26 protein-coding genes and 1 pseudogene are annotated in these 17,955 nt (G+C 50.6%); 7 read left to right on the forward strand and 20 right to left on the reverse strand.

Features of this window, described 5'->3' with window-relative positions:
* Positions 1-165, reverse strand: a 165-nt coding sequence (locus BHE85_RS24485) for an IS1 family transposase (protein WP_047664789.1), incomplete at its 3' end; no start/stop codon positions are given.
* Between the two features lie 49 nt (positions 166-214).
* Between BHE85_RS24485 and BHE85_RS24490 the strand changes: the two genes are divergently transcribed.
* The gene (locus tag BHE85_RS24490; protein WP_044325965.1) at positions 215-970 is read left to right on the forward strand and encodes a DUF2686 family protein; all 756 of its coding nucleotides are present in this window, start codon (positions 215-217) and stop codon (positions 968-970) included.
* Between the two features lie 70 nt (positions 971-1,040).
* On the opposite strand, the gene rplI is transcribed toward BHE85_RS24490, so the two are convergent.
* The 4 genes from rplI to rpsF are packed head-to-tail and all read right to left on the reverse strand — an operon-like array spanning position 1,041 to position 2,480.
* Entirely contained in the window at positions 1,041-1,490 is a 450-nt protein-coding gene (gene rplI, locus BHE85_RS24495; protein WP_001196062.1) for a 50S ribosomal protein L9, read from the reverse strand.
* Between the two features lie 41 nt (positions 1,491-1,531).
* Positions 1,532-1,759, reverse strand: coding sequence for a 30S ribosomal protein S18 (rpsR, locus tag BHE85_RS24500; RefSeq protein ID WP_000135199.1), 228 nt, complete (start codon positions 1,757-1,759; stop codon positions 1,532-1,534).
* Positions 1,760-1,763: 4 nt separating this feature from the next.
* Complete coding sequence (gene priB / locus BHE85_RS24505) at positions 1,764-2,078, reverse strand: primosomal replication protein N (RefSeq protein ID WP_039064351.1); 315 nt, start codon at positions 2,076-2,078, stop codon at positions 1,764-1,766.
* Between the two features lie 6 nt (positions 2,079-2,084).
* On the reverse strand, positions 2,085-2,480 hold the full coding sequence (gene rpsF, locus BHE85_RS24510; RefSeq protein WP_001216676.1) for a 30S ribosomal protein S6: 396 nt from the start codon (positions 2,478-2,480) through the stop codon (positions 2,085-2,087).
* 326 nt (positions 2,481-2,806) lie between these two features.
* Between rpsF and yjfY the strand changes: the two genes are divergently transcribed.
* Positions 2,807-3,082, forward strand: a complete 276-nt coding sequence (gene yjfY / locus BHE85_RS24515) for a DUF1471 family protein YjfY (RefSeq protein ID WP_000492914.1) — start codon at positions 2,807-2,809, stop codon at positions 3,080-3,082.
* Positions 3,083-3,156: 74 nt separating this feature from the next.
* Here yjfY and BHE85_RS24520 read toward each other — a convergent pair whose 3' ends face one another.
* The 7 genes from BHE85_RS24520 to ulaA form a co-directional block, all read right to left on the reverse strand.
* Entirely contained in the window at positions 3,157-3,708 is a 552-nt protein-coding gene (locus tag BHE85_RS24520; RefSeq protein WP_000996726.1) for a YagU family protein, read from the reverse strand.
* A 97-nt stretch (positions 3,709-3,805) separates the two neighbouring features.
* Positions 3,806-4,492: an L-ribulose-5-phosphate 4-epimerase UlaF gene (ulaF, locus tag BHE85_RS24525; protein ID WP_001170824.1), complete on the reverse strand. Its 687-nt coding sequence runs from the start codon at positions 4,490-4,492 to the stop codon at positions 3,806-3,808.
* Entirely contained in the window at positions 4,492-5,346 is an 855-nt protein-coding gene (gene ulaE, locus BHE85_RS24530) for an L-ribulose-5-phosphate 3-epimerase UlaE (protein WP_000949540.1), read from the reverse strand. Before ulaE ends, ulaF begins: the two co-directional genes overlap by 1 nt.
* Before the next feature lie 9 nt (positions 5,347-5,355).
* Positions 5,356-6,006, reverse strand: coding sequence for a 3-keto-L-gulonate-6-phosphate decarboxylase UlaD (gene ulaD, locus BHE85_RS24535; protein WP_000056760.1), 651 nt, complete (start codon positions 6,004-6,006; stop codon positions 5,356-5,358).
* A gap of 13 nt (positions 6,007-6,019) precedes the next feature.
* Positions 6,020-6,484 (reverse strand): PTS ascorbate transporter subunit IIA, encoded by a 465-nt coding sequence (ulaC, locus tag BHE85_RS24540; RefSeq protein ID WP_000776505.1) that lies wholly within the window; start codon positions 6,482-6,484, stop codon positions 6,020-6,022.
* A 9-nt stretch (positions 6,485-6,493) separates the two neighbouring features.
* Entirely contained in the window at positions 6,494-6,799 is a 306-nt protein-coding gene (gene ulaB, locus BHE85_RS24545; RefSeq protein ID WP_000218360.1) for a PTS ascorbate transporter subunit IIB, read from the reverse strand.
* A 15-nt stretch (positions 6,800-6,814) separates the two neighbouring features.
* Entirely contained in the window at positions 6,815-8,263 is a 1,449-nt protein-coding gene (gene ulaA, locus BHE85_RS24550) for a PTS ascorbate transporter subunit IIC (RefSeq protein ID WP_005009981.1), read from the reverse strand.
* A gap of 303 nt (positions 8,264-8,566) precedes the next feature.
* Between ulaA and ulaG the strand changes: the two genes are divergently transcribed.
* Positions 8,567-9,631 carry an L-ascorbate 6-phosphate lactonase gene (gene ulaG, locus BHE85_RS24555; protein WP_004988497.1) on the forward strand — a complete coding sequence of 355 codons (1,065 nt, stop codon included), beginning with the start codon at positions 8,567-8,569 and terminating at the stop codon, positions 9,629-9,631.
* A 107-nt stretch (positions 9,632-9,738) separates the two neighbouring features.
* Positions 9,739-10,494: an HTH-type transcriptional regulator UlaR gene (ulaR, locus tag BHE85_RS24560; RefSeq protein WP_000133631.1), complete on the forward strand. Its 756-nt coding sequence runs from the start codon at positions 9,739-9,741 to the stop codon at positions 10,492-10,494.
* Here the strand turns inward: ulaR and yjfP are convergent.
* Positions 10,491-11,240: an esterase gene (gene yjfP, locus BHE85_RS24565; protein ID WP_000569728.1), complete on the reverse strand. Its 750-nt coding sequence runs from the start codon at positions 11,238-11,240 to the stop codon at positions 10,491-10,493. The genes ulaR and yjfP overlap by 4 nt on opposite strands.
* A gap of 181 nt (positions 11,241-11,421) precedes the next feature.
* Here yjfP and bsmA point away from each other — a divergent pair, with 181 nt between their 5' ends.
* Entirely contained in the window at positions 11,422-11,751 is a 330-nt protein-coding gene (gene bsmA / locus BHE85_RS24570) for a biofilm peroxide resistance protein BsmA (protein ID WP_000254642.1), read from the forward strand.
* 148 nt (positions 11,752-11,899) lie between these two features.
* Positions 11,900-12,175 carry a DUF1471 family protease activator YjfN gene (gene yjfN, locus BHE85_RS24575; protein WP_000811566.1) on the forward strand — a complete coding sequence of 92 codons (276 nt, stop codon included), beginning with the start codon at positions 11,900-11,902 and terminating at the stop codon, positions 12,173-12,175.
* Positions 12,176-12,291: 116 nt separating this feature from the next.
* On the opposite strand, the gene BHE85_RS24580 is transcribed toward yjfN, so the two are convergent.
* From BHE85_RS24580 to BHE85_RS24610, 7 genes and pseudogenes are all read right to left on the reverse strand, one after another.
* Positions 12,292-13,917 (reverse strand): isovaleryl-CoA dehydrogenase, encoded by a 1,626-nt coding sequence (locus tag BHE85_RS24580; RefSeq protein WP_000558726.1) that lies wholly within the window; start codon positions 13,915-13,917, stop codon positions 12,292-12,294.
* A gap of 83 nt (positions 13,918-14,000) precedes the next feature.
* The gene (locus BHE85_RS24585) at positions 14,001-15,059 is read right to left on the reverse strand and encodes a glutathionylspermidine synthase family protein (protein ID WP_000943998.1); all 1,059 of its coding nucleotides are present in this window, start codon (positions 15,057-15,059) and stop codon (positions 14,001-14,003) included.
* A 2-nt stretch (positions 15,060-15,061) separates the two neighbouring features.
* Positions 15,062-15,700, reverse strand: a complete 639-nt coding sequence (locus tag BHE85_RS24590; protein ID WP_000101668.1) for a DUF1190 domain-containing protein — start codon at positions 15,698-15,700, stop codon at positions 15,062-15,064.
* A 9-nt stretch (positions 15,701-15,709) separates the two neighbouring features.
* Positions 15,710-16,108, reverse strand: a complete 399-nt coding sequence (locus BHE85_RS24595) for a DUF350 domain-containing protein (RefSeq protein ID WP_000547762.1) — start codon at positions 16,106-16,108, stop codon at positions 15,710-15,712.
* Between the two features lie 17 nt (positions 16,109-16,125).
* On the reverse strand, positions 16,126-16,785 hold the full coding sequence (locus BHE85_RS24600; protein ID WP_000012566.1) for a YjfK family protein: 660 nt from the start codon (positions 16,783-16,785) through the stop codon (positions 16,126-16,128).
* A gap of 50 nt (positions 16,786-16,835) precedes the next feature.
* Complete coding sequence (locus BHE85_RS24605) at positions 16,836-17,534, reverse strand: PspA/IM30 family protein (protein WP_000511951.1); 699 nt, start codon at positions 17,532-17,534, stop codon at positions 16,836-16,838.
* Between the two features lie 72 nt (positions 17,535-17,606).
* A pseudogene (locus tag BHE85_RS24610) lies at positions 17,607-17,741 on the reverse strand (DUF2170 family protein); the annotation flags it as partial.
* A 49-nt stretch (positions 17,742-17,790) separates the two neighbouring features.
* On the opposite strand from BHE85_RS24610, the gene BHE85_RS24615 reads away from it, so the two are divergent.
* On the forward strand, positions 17,791-17,955 hold a 165-nt coding region (locus BHE85_RS24615), incomplete at its 3' end, for an IS1 family transposase (RefSeq protein WP_047664789.1).

Here is a 17,955-nt window from a genome sequence, read left to right on the forward strand (position 1 = left end):
TTTCTGGTGCGTACCGGGCTGAGAGGCGGTGTAAGTGAACTGTAGTTGCCATGTTTTACGGCAATGAGAGCAGAGATAGCGCTGATGTCCGGCAGTGCTTTTGCCGTTACGCACCACGCCTTCAGTAGCGGAGCAGGAAGGACATCTGATGGAAATGGAAGCCACGCAAGCACCTTAAAATCACCATCATACACTAAATCAGTAAGTTGGCAGCATTACCCGTTTTTCGTCCACCGACAAACCAGCAAAATTAAAATTTCATCAATACGCACGCGCTACATTACTGTCAAATCGTGGAAGAGATCATAATTGCGATGGCAGACGTACTGTTGAGATCCACAAACTAGATCTCTCTGACTGGCAAGCATTCAATAAGTTAGCAACGAAGTGTAATGCTTACGATGGAGTAACAATGAATGGTGATAATTCTTTTGGATGGAACCATGAAGCTACATTAGATAATATTCACGCCCAGAAATACAATAAAGCTTACGCGGGTGCGAGGTTAACCGCAGAACTGAAATATTTATTGCAAGATGTCGAATCCTTCGAACCCAACAGTAAATACACAATACACGAAGTGGTTTTGGGACCTGGTTATGGTACTCCAGACTATACCGGCCAAACGATAGGATACGTTGTAACCCTTCCTGCCCAAATGCCTAATTGCTGGTCATCTGAACTACCAACAATCGATCTTTATATCGACCAACTTCACACTGTTACAGGCGTTTCTAATGCCCTCGGATTCATCATTGCTGCATTGCTAAACGCGTATTCTGATTTACCCCATGATTTGAAAATTGGTCTGCGTTCCTTATCAAATTCAGCAGCAATCTACTCGGGTTTAGGTTTCGAGCGAGTGCCGCAGGACCGAGACATAAGGAGTGATCGTATGCATCTAACGCCAGCAAACCATCCTGACTTATGGACACAAGAGAATGGTGAATGGATCTACTTGCGAAACTAATACCTGACGAAAAATAGAAAGCAAAACGCCGACCAATGGTCGGCGTTTTTACGTCTCGTTGAATAACGAATTATTCAGCTACTACGTTTACGATCACTTTCGCGAATACTTCGCTGTGAACCTGGAAGCTCACTTCGTGTTCGCCAGTGGTACGCAGAACGCCGTTCGGCAGACGAACTTCGCTCTTAGCCACTTCAACGCCAGCTGCAGTTACAGCGTCAGCGATGTCGCGAGTACCGATGGAACCGAACAGTTTACCTTCGTCGCCAGCTTTAGACGCGATGGTAACAGTTTCCAGTGCATTGATTTTCTCAGCGCGAGCATTAGCAGCTGCCAGAACTTCAGCCAGTTTAGCTTCCAGTTCAGCGCGACGTGCTTCGAAGAATTCAATGTTTTTCTTGGTAGCTGGAACAGCTTTACCCTGCGGTACCAGGAAGTTACGAGCATAGCCCGCTTTAACGTTTACCTGATCACCTAGGCTACCCAGGTTTGCTACTTTATCAAGCAGAATAACTTGCATTACCTTATCCTCTCAAAGTCGTATTAATGGACCGTGACCGATTACTGATGGCGATCAGTGTACGGCAGCAGGGACAGGTAGCGAGCGCGTTTGATAGCGCGAGCCAGCTGACGCTGGTATTTTGCACGGGTACCGGTGATACGGCTTGGGACAATCTTACCGCTTTCGGTGATGTAGTTTTTCAGCGTAGCGATATCTTTATAGTCGATCTCTTGAACGCCTTCCGCGGTGAAACGGCAGAACTTGCGACGACGGAAATAACGTGCCATATGGCTAGTCTCCAGAATCTATCAATTCAATCTGCTCGGCATGCAAAACCATTTTGCTCAGTCCGTTCTTTGCCTTGTGGCATGAAATGAACCCCTGAACGGTTATGCGACTGCCGACCGTTATACTGTGAGTAATGGCTTGGTTTTCGTGTCCGCTAACAATAACGGGCATTTGGCACCACGCCTGCCGGTGAAAACCGGCTTCCTCCTGCACAGAATGATGCTCAAGCACGAACTGGCAGTGAGGAATTCCTGATGGACTGACCTTTCGAAGGGGAGTCCTGCACACGGTGCCGGACAACACCAGACGGTTGGTCATCAGAAATTACTCTTCAGAATCCCCAGCTTCAGCATCATCAGCGGTTTCGTTTGCGAAATCATCGCGACGCTCACGGCGCTCGTCTTTCGCTTTAACCATCGGAGATGCTTCGGTAACAGCGTGCTTGGTACGCATAACCATGCTGCGGATAACGGCATCGTTGAAGCGGAAGGTAGTTTCCAGCTCATCGATCACTTCCTGCGGAGCTTCAACGTTCATCAGAACGTAGTGTGCTTTGTGCAGTTTGTTGATCGGGTAAGCCAGCTGACGGCGGCCCCAGTCTTCCAGACGGTGGATCTTGCCTTCTGCACCAGTGATGGCAGCAGTGTAGCGCTCGATCATGCCCGGAACCTGTTCGCTCTGGTCAGGATGGACCATAAAAACGATTTCGTAATGACGCATCGAATTGCTCCTTACGGATTATTCAGCCTCCTGTCTGGGTCAGCCGAATCCCGGGGAGGCAAGGAACGTGTTAAAGGTCGGCTGAAAAATGACGCGTTATAGTACTTGTATGCCCCACTAAACTCAAGGCCAGCCGACAAATAAATCTCATCTTTCGCTCAAAAGAACTAACTCGCTGATTTGAAGTTCATCACATTCCGTCACAGTGTTTTTTCGAACAACTGCATCAGAAATGGTCACCATCAACTTCTTTATCATTGATTAAAATTAAATCAGAAGATCATCACAGAGGAGAGCACACAAAGTCAGCCGTCGAGGAGGTATCTATGTTCAGTCGTGTTTTAGCCCTTCTGGCTGTGCTTTTGCTAAGTGCAAATACATGGGCAGCCATTGAAATTAATAACCACCAGGCCAGAAATATGGACGACGTACAGAGCTTAGGCGTGATTTATATCAATCATAATTTCGCCACTGAAAGCGAAGCACGTCAGGCATTAAATGAAGAGACAGATGCGCAGGGCGCAACGTACTACCACGTAATTCTGATGCGGGAACCGGGGAGTAACGGCAATATGCACGCCAGCGCGGATATTTATCGCTAGCACCAGGTATAACCAACGAAACATTGCCATAGTTTGCTTTGCCCCCTTCGCAGGGGGCTTTTTTATACGGTTATTCACCGGATTGCGACTTCCGGATCTGGCTCATGAGTAATGCGATTACGTAAGTCGCGGCGCATAATTTCTATTATCCAGAACCAGAAAATATGCCCCAGGATTTCAGAGGCATATTCGTCAAAAGGCAATTGAGTGAGCGGCGGCGTTAAATTCAGCGCCGGGCAAAATATACCGTGGACTGCCACTGTCACAATAAGCCCTGCTAATATCCCCTGCCATAATTTCACTTTCGGGAAAATTTCCGCGACAATACAATACCCTATCGCAAAAACCAGTGAGAAGATGATATGCGTCACCATCACCGGGTTGATAATATGTTCCGAGAATGTATACACAGTTTGGGTTGGGTCGATACCTAAATAATCCCGTAGAAAGATATACGGCGGGTTAAATTCATCGCGACCACCGGAAAATGTGCGCGGTGGCAAGGGGACTTCCGCTCCCCATTTAACAAATGCTGAAATAATTCCTGAAAGTACACCCACAAGTAACGCAACGCCATAGCGGCGACGTTGCGGATCCGTTCTGACAAACAATCCATTGATAGCCATAAAAACACCTGTTGTTTATACGATTTTTTAACTGAAGCGGCCCCGGAATCAGACCAATTACATCCCGCAGGAGGTAATAATTCCGGGGGCGCACTGCTTACTTCTGCCCGTAATAGGCGTTAGGACCGTGCTTACGCATGAAGTGTTTATTCATGAGGAAGCTGTCGATGTGATTCAGTTGTGGGTTAATACTGCGCGCAATCCACGCCATTTTCGCCACTTCTTCCATCACCACCGCGTTATGCACCGCGTCGTGGGCATCTTTCCCCCAGGCGAACGGCCCGTGCTGATACACCACAATTCCCGGCGTATGCAGCGGCTCGGCGTCACCCAGCGTTTCGATAATCACTTTGCCGGTGTTCAGTTCATACTCGCCCTGCACCTCTTCTTCGCTTAATCCACGCGTACACGGGATGTCGCCAAAGAAGTAGTCGGCGTGCGTGGTGCCTAACGCCGGGATCGCCAGCCCCGCCTGCGCCCATGCGGTGGCATGAGTGGAATGGGTATGGACAATGCCGCCGAGCGACGGGTAACGACGGTAGAGTTCAAGATGCGTCGCGGTGTCAGAAGACGGGCGATACTTCCCTTCTACCACCTTGCCGCTCATATCGACCACCACCATATCGTCTGCTTTCATGGTTTCGTAGGCAACGCCGCTGGGCTTGATCACCACCAGCCCGCGTTCGCGGTCGATAGCGCTGACGTTGCCCCAGGTAAAGGTCACCAGCCCATAGCGCGGCAGATCCATGTTGGCTTCAAACACCTGCTGTTTTAGCTTTTGCATTATGCCGCCTCCACCATGCCTGCTTTGGCCATGCGCGCTTTCACCCAATCACGCGCTTTCACCACTTCTGCCGCCGGGTCTTCCGCCGTTTCGCTCCACATCTCAATCAGGTACGGCCCGCAATAGCCACTCTGTTTGAGCGTTTCGAAGCAACGTTCGAAATCCACCACACCTTCGCCAAATGGCACGTTTTTGAAGACGCCCGGTTTGGTGTCTTTCACATGCACCGCGACGATATGCCCGATTCCGGCCTGCAACTCCATCTGCACATCGTTGTCCCACGCCGACAGGTTGCCGATATCTGGGTAGAGCTGGAACCACGGGTTGTTGAGATAGTGCGCGTAACCCAGCGCCTTGCTGATGGAGTTCATCAACGGATAATCCATGATCTCCATCGCCAGCGTCACCTGCGCGCGGCTCGCCATCTCAACGCTCTCTTTCAGGCCGTCACGGAAACGACGACGCGTTTCGTTATTGGCTTCCTGATAGTAAACGTCATAGCCCGCCAGCTGGATCACGCGAATGCCAACGTCCTGGGCGAACTGGATGGCTTTACGCATAATCTCCAGCCCCTGCGCCCGCACCGCGTCATCTTCGCTGCCCAACGGGAAACGACGATGGGCAGAAAGGCACATGGACGGCACACGCACGCCGGTTTCAACAATCGCATTCACCAGCGCCAGACGCTGCTCGCGGCTCCAGTCGAGGCGCGACAGGCGCTCGTCAGTTTCATCTACCGACATCTCGACAAAATCGAAGCCCAACGTTTTTGCCAGTCGCAGGCGTTCCAGCCAGCACTCCCCGGCGGGGAGCGCTTTTTCATAGATGCCAAGCGGGATTTGTTTGGACAACATATCCGCTCCTTAGCCCCACAGTTCGGCGATGGAACGTTTGAACTGACGCGCGGCTTCAACCGGAGAAGCGGCATCACGGATGCTGCGACCGGCGATAAACACATGAATTGGAATGCCTTTGAACAGCGGCAGATCTTCCAGCGCCAGGCCACCGGTGACGGTGACTTTGAAGCCCATATCGGAAAGACGTTTGATCGCAGTGATATCGGCTTCACCCCACGCCACGCCAGCGGCCTGCGCGTCACGGCTGCGGTGATAAACCACCTGCTGAATACCTGCGTCGCGCCACTGTTGCGCCTGTTCCCAGGTCCAGTAACCGGTCAGTTCGATCTGCACGTCGCCGTTAAACTCTTTTGCTACGTCCAGCGCACCTTTGGCGGTGTTGATATCCGCACAACAAATCACGGTCACCCAGTCAGCGTTGGCTTCGAAGCACATACGAGAAAGAATTTTGCCCGCATCGGCAATTTTGGCGTCTGCCAGCACGATTTTGTGCGGGTAGAGCGCTTTCAGATCGCGAACCGCACGCACGCCTTCGCCCACGCACAGAATGGTACCCACTTCGATAATGTCGACTTCTTCGGCAATCAGGCGAGTGGTTTCGTAGGCGCTATCCATAGTCTGGTTGTCCAGCGCGACTTGCAACATCGGTAATGACATCTTCAATTCCTTCTTAAGCTGCCGCGTTGGTGCGGTCAATGAGATCCAGTACTTCCTGCTCGGTACGGCAGGCACGTAAACGGTCGAAATTTTCTTCATCTTCAAACAGGTTGACGATCTGCATGATGCCCACTTCCTGGTGCGTGTTGGCATCGACCGCCGCCATGGTGATGAGGATATCCACCGGGTCGTTATCTTCGTGGTTGAACTCCAGCGGCTTTTTCAGCGTCACCAGCGCAAAACCGGTTTTCTTAACGCCCTCTTCCGGGCGACCGTGCGGCATTGCCAGGCCTGGTGCGAGCACAAAGTACGGACCGTGCTGTTCAACCGCATCCAGAATCGCCTGGTAGTAACGCGGCTCGACAACATCCGCCGCCACCAGCAGGTCAACGCCGATTTTTACTGCGTCCTGCCATGTCTCAGCTTCAGCCTGCAGGCGGATGGATTTATTCTCCGCCAGCGAATCACGTAATTTCATGGCGCGTCCTTACTTCACATCCTGCGGGAAATGCGCTTTGATCACTTCCAGCAGTTTCGGGCCAAAGTCGGCAGGAGAGAGCATGTTGCGCACGCCAACCACGTATTTGTTGCCGGTCACGGTGATTTCGCCCGCAATGTGCGTAGAAGCGATGATGATATCCGCGCCGCTCAACTCGCTTTTGTATTCGCCAACCGCGCAGCTATTTACCGTGTGGTCAATGTTTGATTGGGTTAAAAACTGGTCCACTTTCATCTTCATGATCATGGAACTGCCTTGTCCGTTGCCACACACAGCCAGAATACGTACGGTCATAATCAAAACTCCTTATTAAGCAGACTGTTCTGCCAGTTGTTTTTCTGCATCTTCTTCTGCGCGCAGTGCGCGGCCAGCGAAGAACATATAAGCCAGTGCAATTACAATGATGACGGCCATAAAGGCGATACCGATGGAGAAGAAGCCCTGCATCATCGGCGGTGCCAGAATCGACCAGTCCGCCATGCCCATCCAGGCGCTCATACCGGTGAGTTTCACCGCCCAGACGCAGCCAAAGATTTCAATCATCCCCATCACCAGACATATCTTCAGCGCCGCACGCCAGCCGCCGAAGTGGTTAGCGAACACGCCGATGGTGGCGTTGGAGAAGAACATCGGGATAAAGCCGGGAATAATCAGGATCGAGGAACCGCAGGCGACCAGGATGCCAACCGCAATCAGCTGACCGATGGTGCCCCACATAAAGCCCCAAACCACGGCGTTCGGCGCGAAGCTATAGATAGCCGCACAGTCAATCGCCAGAACCGCACCAGGGATCAGGCGCTGGGAGATACCGTTAAATGCTTCAGAGAGTTCCGCCACAAACATGCGCACGCCCTGAGTGATGATGAAGATCGCCACCGCGAAGGAGAAACCAGTTTGCAGGATGTACACCGTCCAGTTCACTTTGCCTGCCATCGCCTGCACGGTGTCGATACCGAAGGAGAGTAGAATGGCACCAAAGAAGATGGTCATCACAATCGCCGTGGAGACGATGTTGTCGTGGAAAATATTCAGCCAGCCTGGCAGTTTGAGGTCTTCAACGCTTTCCTCTTTTTTGCCGAGGAACGGCGCAACTTTATAGGCAATCCATGATGCAAACTGTTGCTGGTGACCGATGGAGAAACCGCAGCCGTCCGTCACTTCCTGAGTCGGCTTGTACATCATATTGGAGGTAATGCCCCAGTAGAGCGAAACCAGAATCGCCGTGCAGATAATGGTTGTCCACATGGAGTAGCCGAAAATAAACAACGTAACGGCAATCAGCCCCGCCTGCTGGAACATGATATGACCAGTCAGCATGATGGTACGAATACCGGTAATGCGACGCAGCAGCACGTAACAGATGTTCAGCGCCAGCGCTAACAACACCGCGTAACCTACCCAGCTATAGGCATCGCCCATGCGGTCGATGGTTGCCATCATCGACGCGTAAGTATCGGAAATTGCGCCGTTAATGCCGTAGACTTCGGACATTTTCGCCACCACCGGTTTGAAGGTGCTGGTGAGGATGCCGGACCCTGCCTGCAACAACATGAAACCAATTATGGTTTTAATCGTGCCTTTAATAATAACGCTGACACTTTTGCGCAGTAGGATGTAGCCCAGACAGGTCACAATACCCAGCAACAACGGGGCATTGGTCATGACCTGGTTAAAAAACACGGTAAAGATGTTGTAGAGACGATCTCCTGAAGAAGAGGTAACCGGGTATTCCGCACACCCGGAATGTTGTGCACTCACTCTAATTTTCAAAAGCAATCACAACAAGATTATTTATGATTAAATGTGACGCGACCCGCAAATAATTCCATACGGATAGAGTGGGATTCACACAACGAAACAATTATTTATTTAAATTTAGTTAAATTCATTTAGTTAATTTAACTATACATTCCATTAAATCTTTCCACACTCAAAATCAACAACAACTTCCCTGGCAAAAAGTCAAAAAATGGTCATTGCCTTCCTGAAAAAATAGTGTCAGGATTAATCAAAACCAATCACATATTGATTCGAATTGAACTATCATGAAGGTAAATGGCGATGAGTAAAGTGAAAAGTATCACCCGAGAATCCTGGATCCTGAGCACTTTCCCGGAGTGGGGTAGCTGGCTGAATGAAGAAATTGAACAAGAGCAGGTCGCCCCTGGCACATTTGCGATGTGGTGGCTAGGCTGCACCGGGATCTGGTTGAAATCAGAAGGTGGCACCAACGTTTGCGTTGATTTCTGGTGCGGCACTGGCAAACAAAGTCACGGTAACCCGTTAATGAAACAGGGTCACCAGATGCAGCGCATGGCTGGCGTGAAAAAACTGCAGCCAAACCTACGCACCCCCCCGTTTGTTCTTGATCCGTTTGCGATTCGCCAGATCGACGCGGTACTGGCGACTCACGATCACAACGATCATATCGACGTTAACGTCGCTGCTGCCGTGATGCAGAACTGTGCTGATGACGTACCATTCATTGGACCGAAAACCTGCGTTGATTTGTGGATTGGCTGGGGCGTACCGAAAGAGCGTTGCATCGTGGTCAAACCGGGCGATGTGGTGAAAGTGAAAGACATTGAAATTCATGCGCTTGATGCTTTCGACCGTACTGCACTGATCACCCTGCCTGCCGATCAAAAAGCGGCTGGCGTACTGCCGGACGGCATGGACGATCGCGCGGTGAACTATCTGTTCAAAACGCCTGGCGGCTCCCTGTATCACAGCGGCGACTCCCACTACTCTAACTATTATGCGAAGCACGGTAACGAACATCAGATCGACGTGGCTTTAGGTTCATACGGCGAAAACCCGCGCGGTATCACCGACAAAATGACCAGCGCCGATATGCTGCGTATGGGTGAAGCCCTGAATGCGAAAGTGGTTATCCCGTTCCACCACGATATCTGGTCAAACTTCCAGGCCGCTCCGCAAGAGATCCGCGTGCAGTGGGAGATGAAAAAAGATCGTCTGAAGTATGGCTTCAAGCCGTTTATCTGGCAGGTTGGCGGCAAATTTACCTGGCCACTGGATAAAGACAACTTCGAGTACCACTATCCGCGCGGTTTCGATGATTGCTTCACTATTGAACCGGATCTGCCGTTCAAATCATTCCTGTAATCTGTCGTTTATACCGGATAGCGTGGAGAAGTTCGCGCTATCCGGCGTAGTATTTCCTGGCTATTTCAAATATCATCTAAAAAAATCAAATTTTATCGGAATAGCTCATGACTGAAGCACAAAGACATCAAATCCTCCTGGAAATGCTCGCACAATTGGGCTTTGTGACCGTTGAGAAAGTCGTTGAGCGTCTGGGAATTTCGCCTGCCACTGCGCGACGCGATATCAATAAACTTGACGAAAGCGGCAAACTCAAAAAGGTGCGCAATGGCGCAGAAGCTATTACCCAACAGCGCCCGCGCTGGACGCCGATGAATCTGCATCAGGCGCAGAATCACGATGAAAAAGTACGTATTGCTAAAGCGGCCTCGCAGCTGGTTAATCCGGGCGAAAGCGTAGTCATCAACTGCGGCTCCACCGCGTTTCTGCTTGGGCGGGAAATGTGTGGCAAGCCAGTGCAAATCATCACTAATTATCTACCGCTGGCAAATTACCTGATCGATCAAGAACATGACAGCGTGATCATTATGGGTGGACAGTACAACAAAAGTCAGTCCATCACTTTAAGCCCGCAGGGCAGCGAAAACAGTCTCTATGCCGGGCACTGGATGTTTACCAGCGGAAAAGGGCTGACCGCAGAAGGGTTGTATAAAACCGATATGCTGACAGCAATGGCAGAGCAGAAGATGCTGAGCGTGGTAGGGAAACTGGTGGTACTGGTTGATAGCAGTAAGATTGGCGAACGCGCGGGAATGCTTTTTAGCCGTGCCGATCAAATCGATATGCTTATCACCGGCAAAAATGCTAACCCGGAAATCCTGCAACAACTGGAAGCGCAAGGGGTCAGCATTCTGCGTGTTTAAAGATGCTGGCGGAAAAATGTCACGGCAGCATCTAACGCCTCAGGCGTAATGCGGTGACGCACGCCTGGCTGCCATGAACAGGTTAGCAGTTTATCCCGTCCCGTCTCGCTTAAGGCCTGCTGCAAACGTAGTGATTCGTCGGCAGGCACAACGTCATCGTCGAGGCCATGCCACAGCAGTAGAGGTCTGTCCCCAAGTTGTTCCAGGTGGTTTGTCGCTTCCCACTCTGCCAGCGGCGCGATAATGTTATTGAATTCATTCTGCTGTGCTGCCGTTTCAGGTATCAGCGGTGGAAACAGTGAACGGGCGAGCGATGTAAAATAGCCCGATCCCATCATGCTGGCGGTACATTTCACCGTGGGGTGGCGAGCGGTAATTCCCAGTGCCGTCATCGCGCCCATCGACGCGCCACCGACTGCCAGACGGTCATCAAGCAGCCAGTTTTCTTCGGCTATTGCCGCACGTAAAGTAGTGAATTCCTGCATACTTTGTAGCAAGATTTGCCAGAATTGATTTAACCGCCGCGCTTCGTCGCTACTAAAACGGCTACCGTGATCGGGCGCATCCGGCATGATCACCCGCAAACCAGCCTGCGCCAGCGCAACGGCAAAATAGCTATACACCAGGCTGGATGAAGTAAAGCCGTGATAAAAAATTACGCACGGTAACGGGGTATCTTTTTGCCCGACAGGATAAGCATGAAGAACGGGAATATCTGCCAGCTCGCGTGATTCTATTTCAATCATCTGTCTCTCCTTTTTGTCTGGTATGACATGAAGAAATCCTTAGCACAAGTTTCTGCTGGCGGTATTAGTTCATAATGTTGAGATGTGGGTTACGCTTTCGTCACGTTTTCATTCGAAAATCGCGTACCAGGTAACAATTCGGGAACATTCCCCCAAAGTTAAATTAATAAGGCACTACACTATGGTTAGCAGGAAACGTAATAGCGTTATTTACCGGTTTGCCAGTTTATTATTGGTGTTGATGTTAAGTGCCTGTAGCGCACTGCAAGGTACGCCACAGCCAGCACCGCCAGTAACGAACCATCCGCAAGAGATTCGCCGCGACCAGACGCAAGGGTTACAGCGAATAGGTAGCGTAAGCACGATGGTTCGGGGTTCTCCGGATGACGCATTAGCAGAAATCAGAGCAAAAGCTGTCGCTGCAAAAGCTGATTATTACGTTGTCGTCATGGTGGACGAAACCATCGTGACAGGACAGTGGTATTCACAAGCCATTTTGTACCGTAAATAAATCAGACAACTTACATAGTCAGCTTTACATTGCTTTGCGTCCCTATGCGTTTACCTGTGCACAATAAATTACCGGCTGGAAGCCTGGGCGTTTATTACCGCGATGGAATGCCCTGCAACATGTGGGGAAACGAAAAATGGAGCTGACGATGAAACAATTACTTGCTTCACCCTCGCTGCAATTAGTGACTTATCCTGCGAGCGCCACGGCACAGTCTGCAGAATTCGCCAGTGCTGACTGCGTGACGGGCCTGAATGAAATAGGTCAGATCTCAGTTAGCAATATTTCAGGGGATCCGCAGGACGTGGAACGTATCGTGGCGTTAAAGGCCGATGAACAAGGTGCGTCATGGTACCGCATTATTACCATGTACGAAGACCAGCAGCCTGATAACTGGCGCGTACAGGCGATACTGTATGCATGAGTGTCATCTACAGCAAATGAACAATGCCGGATTCGGCGCGAGCGCCTTGTCCGGCCTACAATTTTCACATATTTCATTGAGTTAATCGAAACCAGCGTCGCATCAGTCGTATACGCTTACACACACACTCCCCCCGTCGCCCGCAGCAATAAATCATTCTGGATCTGCTCTGACAACCGTACGCCGCCGCGCGTATCTAACATCACCTGACACCACGCCTGCGCCATTGGCGGAGAAGCATATTTCAACATTTGCGCACCGCAGCCCAGCAGGAATAGCTGATGAGTAATCTCTCGCCCCAGTTCTTCAGCTGGCTTACGCAGCTGCTGCTGTAAACGACGAACCGCGCGATCAAAATAGCGATCCTGCCCTTTCACTTCCACAAATGCTTCCGACAATAAGTCGTATACGCCCGCTTGCTTATTGAGAACGCGCAACACATCCAGGCACATAATATTGCCGGAACCTTCCCAAATACTGTTTACCGGCATCTCCCGGTAAAGCCGCGGCAGCTCGCTCTCCTCGCAATAACCAATGCCGCCCAGCACCTCCATCGCTTCGGCCACAAACGGCATACCTCTTTTGCAGATCACAAATTTTGCCGCAGGCGTAAATAAACGCGCCCACAGGGCTTCTTTGGCATCGGCACGCCGGTCCCACGCTCGCGCAAGACGAAACAGCAACGCCGTTTGCCCTTCAAGCTGAAGTGCCATGCGACTTAAGACATGACACATAAGGGGCTGTTGGATCAATGGATTACCAAAAACATGGCGTTGATGTGCATGATAAATCGCCAGCGAAAATGCACGGCGCATCATGGCATGGCTACCCAGGGCGCAATCAAAACGCGTCATCCCACCCATTTTCAGGATCAGACGAATTCCTTCCCCTTCCTGCCCCAACAACCAGCCAATGGCATCCTGAAACTCCACTTCGCAACTGGCGTTAGAGCGATTACCCAGCTTATCTTTCAGCCGCTCGAGGCGAATCGCGTTGCGTTGCCCATCAGGCAAAAAGCGCGGCACAAAAAAGCAGGACAAACCGCCCGTAGTCTGCGCCAGCACCAGATGCGCATCGCTTTGCGGCACCGAGAAAAACCATTTATGCCCCACCAGCCGATAAGAGCCATCTTCCAGACGCTCTGCACGGGTGGTGTTGCTCATGACATCGGAACCGCCCTGCTTTTCCGTCATTCCCATGCCAATCAACAAACCGCGTTTTTGCCCACCTGGCAATAAGAGAGAATCGTAGCGATCGCTCAGCAGCGGCGTGGTCCAGTCCTGAAACGGCGTGGGTAACATCTGTAACAACAATGGCGTGGCGGCAAAGGTCATCGTTATTGGACATAACGACCCAGCCTCAACCTGCGCATGTAACATAAAACGCGCCGCGCGCGCCACAAATGCGCCGGAGCGAGCGTCTTCTTCCCAGGCAAGATTGTGCACCCGATTGGTACATAACGCCTGCATCAGCAGGTGCCAGGCGGGGTGAAAACGCACATCGTCCAGACGGCGTCCTTGCGCATCGTAGCGCAATAATTCAGGCGGATTCACATTCGCCAGCCGCCCCAGTTCAAGAGATTCAGCCGTTCCTAACTGCTGACCAATACTGGCTAGAAAATCGCTATCCCAGCCAGCACCTTCACGCGTTACCGCTTCACAGAGCGCGCCATCAGACAGGTATAAGTTGCTGTTATTTAATGGTATAGGTTGATTAAAAACGGTGTGAGTTTGCCAGTGCACTGTGTCTCCCTCCATCAATGGCAGTCACCCTTAGTATGGTCACTGCCATGGATTCCTGACAGAAAGAGATTGCTAAAACATTCTTATCCAGCAATGTAATGCGGAACGAAACGTGAGGTGTCTTTGGTGATCAGCGTGTTATCTTCACGGATCCCCATTCCGCACGCTTCATCATCGACAATCCAGCTACCGATGAGTGTGTAGCTATCGCCAAATCGCGGCAGAGGTTGAAACGCCTGGTAGATCATCGGTTCATCGGCGTAATCACCATCAGCGTGGTCAACGACGTTATTCTGACCGTCGAAAATGGTGACGTTTCCGCCTTCGCGTGAGTAGATCGGTTTACGCACATAGCTTTCGCCAGCGGCAATCTGCGGTTTTTCGCCCTCAAACCAGGATGCAAGAAGGTTAGGATGACCAGGAAAGAAGCGCCAAAGCAGCGGCATTAGCCCTTTATTACTCAAGATACTTTTCCATAACGGCTCCACCCATTGCTCGCGACGCTTGCGCAGCAGCGGACCGTTATCGTCACGCATCATCCACTCCAGCGGATACAGCTTAAATGCACGCTGGATGACATTATCATCAAGATCGGTCAGTACGCCGCCGACGCCCAAACCGAGATCTTCAATGTAGATAAACCGCGACTCCTGCCCTGCCTGCTGGGCGCAGTCCTGCAAGTACAGCACGGTACTCCTGTCTTCATCGGTGTCCTGACAGCAGCAAAAATAAAACGGTTCCCGACTGTAAAGCTCACTAAAGCGCGAAATCAGGCGTTCCTGAATGGCGTTGTACTCCAGCAGCTTCACCGGCGCATTGCCACACCAGGCAAAATCCATCCGGCCATACAGCGAAGGATCGCGTGCGCGCCAGCTTTCGGCGATCACATCCCAGTACAACGGCGGGATCGCCAGTTGCGTCAGGATCTCTTCGTCTTTAACCGCGCGATCCACCACCTCAAGGCACATCTGATGCAGTTCCGCAGTCGGTTTTTCGATCTGCTCTTCAATCTGGCGCAGAGTAAAACGGTAAGCCCGACTCTCGTCCCAATAGATTTCATTGTCGATGATATGAAAGTCGAAACCGTTGTTAGCGGCGATCTGGTCCAGATCCCGTCGCACAGGAACGTTGTGTCTCAGCATGATTAGCCTCCCCAATGCCCACGGGCGCTGGAAGAACGACCATAGCCGCCGCGCGAAACGGTTGACGCTTTTTTGGTGGTAAAGCCGCCTGAAGAGTAAGACTCTTTTTTGCCAGAACCGGAGCGCCAGGAGTAATCACCGGAAGTGTTGAGCCAGACGGGGCGGGAAGCAAATGAGGATCCGCCGCTGTTATAGACGAACGGCTCATCGCGATCTTTACGAATAACCCGGCTTAACAAAAATCCAGAAACGACCGGGATCCAACTCTGTTCAACATTGTCGTAGTAGCAATTTTCGTACTTAGACTGACAATTCTGCTGAGTCATATTCTTCGGAACATCGGCATAAAATGCCGCTTTGGCGTTGTTCCAGCCACGCGCGCAAATGTCGGCATTATTACCGTCATCAATACAATCCTGCACTGTCGAATAAAACGTTCCGTCGCCGTCGTTATCGACATCGCCACTATCGCCACAACCTTTCAATACAAAAAAAGCGGCACCGCCCATTAGCGCCAACGTTAAGTATTTTTGTGCGTAGCGATTGCGACGCGGTTCAAAAGGATTATTCGGTCTACCAATGCGACTGATCGCTCCGTGACCAATTTTACTGTTATTTCTTGATTTGCGTTTTCTGGCCATGATCGTCCATTACCATGTCATACAAGCTGCGTTAAAAATACCGCCAGCCAGCGCGGCGGTTCCCATAAACATTCCTGCTGCGGTATTGTGATTAATAATTTTTTCGCTTAATGCGGGCATATAAAGTCTGACACCAGCAAAAACGAGTAACTGAATCACCAGTGCAATCCCGCCCCAGGCGAAATAGTCTGGAATACTCACCGCATTGATTGCCGCACTGGATAAGGGGATCACGTAACCCAACAATGTACCGCTGAATGCCAGTGACACCGCGGTATTATTGTTTTTGATTAATTGCCATTCGTTGTGCGGTGTAATTTTGGAGTAGATAAACAGAAAAATAATCACCATAGCCACGCCAATAAAAAAATAGGCACTAAAGGCAAGAAGTGAATCCAGTATATGCATTGTAAACGTCCTTGTAATTAACCAATAATATGAAGTGATGTCAGCGGGATATCGACACCCAACGCGCGCGAAAATAACCACTCTGGCTCGCCGAGATCGTTAAAAGATTCCTCACCATTTAACAGTAAATATTCGTAAGTATCTTCGGTTACTTGCCGCTGGTAGCCCATGGTAAAATTATGGACCTCCCATTTGGCATGGTTTTGATTTTCTACTTTTTCCAGCATGTAGACGGGTTCGATATTTCCCGGTTCTTCGCTGTTAAAAAATCGCTGCCAGCGTTTTTCCTGCCAGTTTAAGGTCATTGCCCCCATCGTTTTGGCGTTGATCGCCTCGCGCCAGTGACTCTCTTTACTGATACCGTAGCTCTCTTCATAGACAAAGAGCTTGATATCATCAATGTCATCAATATCTTCGCCGCCGGTGGTATTGATTTGCAGAAATTCATCGCCTGAAGTGTAGTAACGGAAAATCTGGCTACCGCCTCCCAGATCGATGCGGCTGACAGCGGCTACCGTAAATTCCTCACCCGGTAGCGCAATCAGCAATTCATCTTCCAGCAAACGAAACGCTAACGTGTCGAGCGTAAAGCCACTATTGAGATGAAGTCCCAGCGGACCGCGAGCGATAGCAGGCTTATTATCCTTGCCAAACAGACGCTGGAAAAAACCAGACATATTTTATCCTTAAAATAGTTGCCAGCCTTTTAGCGAGGCTGGCAAAAAAATTACTCGCCCTGTTGGCGTTGCAGTCTTGCTAATACATCCTGGGCTCTACTTTTATTGCTACCGCCAATTCCGGCTTCCGCCAGCTTTTCGTCAAGGTCGCGACCGTCTGCGACTTTCTCCAACTGTGCGGCAGCATCCAGGCGAGCCTGACGTTCGGCCTGACGCGTTTGCAGGCGTTTTAAGGATTCTGCCGCTGTCGAAACGCTGGAAGATGCGCCAACGGTAGAGGTTGTTACAGCCTGTTGTGCACGCTGCATGGCTTCAGTGGCTTTAACGACTTCCATTTGCTGCTCAAACTGAGCGATACGCTGCGCTGTCGCTGTAACTGCTTTTTCCACGCCATCACGGGAGACTTCCAGATTCGACAACACTTGCTCTTCAGCGGTAATGAGATTCTCAAGGCGCGCGATTTCTTCAGCAACTTCGTTAATCAACGACGGATTAACGTTCTTGCTTAACGCTTCCAGCGCACGGGCTTCCAGACTGGCTTTGCGCTCACGTAAATCTTTCAGCTTATCGTGACTTAATTTCACCCGCGCCAGCAGATCAACGCGAGATTTTCCGGCTTTATCGAGTTCAGCTTTAGCGTCACGAATATGCTGTTCCAGCATGCGCACGCCCTGGGTTTCTTCAATGGATTCTTCCGCCTGGGAGATAAACGATTTCCCCAGCGTAAATAAACTTTTTAAAATTCCCATAAATACCCGTCCTTGTAATTAGTGTGAATATTCTTCTGTAATTTCAGCCAGATCCAATGCGTTATCTACCAGCTAGGTTATCTCAAGCAGGATATCTTCAAGAGAAGATTTAAGCGATAACGCCCCGAAAACAATGTAATACTCTTCCTGTTGCACGCTGGAGATTCCTACCGATGACAACGGCATCATCTTCTGATTTCTGGTAATGCTGCCAACTTACTGATTTAGTGTATGATGGTGATTTTAAGGTGCTTGCGTGGCTTCCATTTCCATCAGATGTCCTTCCTGCTCCGCTACTGAAGGCGTGGTGCGTAACGGCAAAAGCACTGCCGGACATCAGCGCTATCTCTGCTCTCATTGCCGTAAAACATGGCAACTACAGTTCACTTACACCGCCTCTCAGCCCGGTACGCACCAGAAA

Source organism: Shigella sp. FC1567, from assembly GCF_001743015.1.
GTDB lineage: Bacteria > Pseudomonadota > Gammaproteobacteria > Enterobacterales > Enterobacteriaceae > Escherichia > Escherichia coli.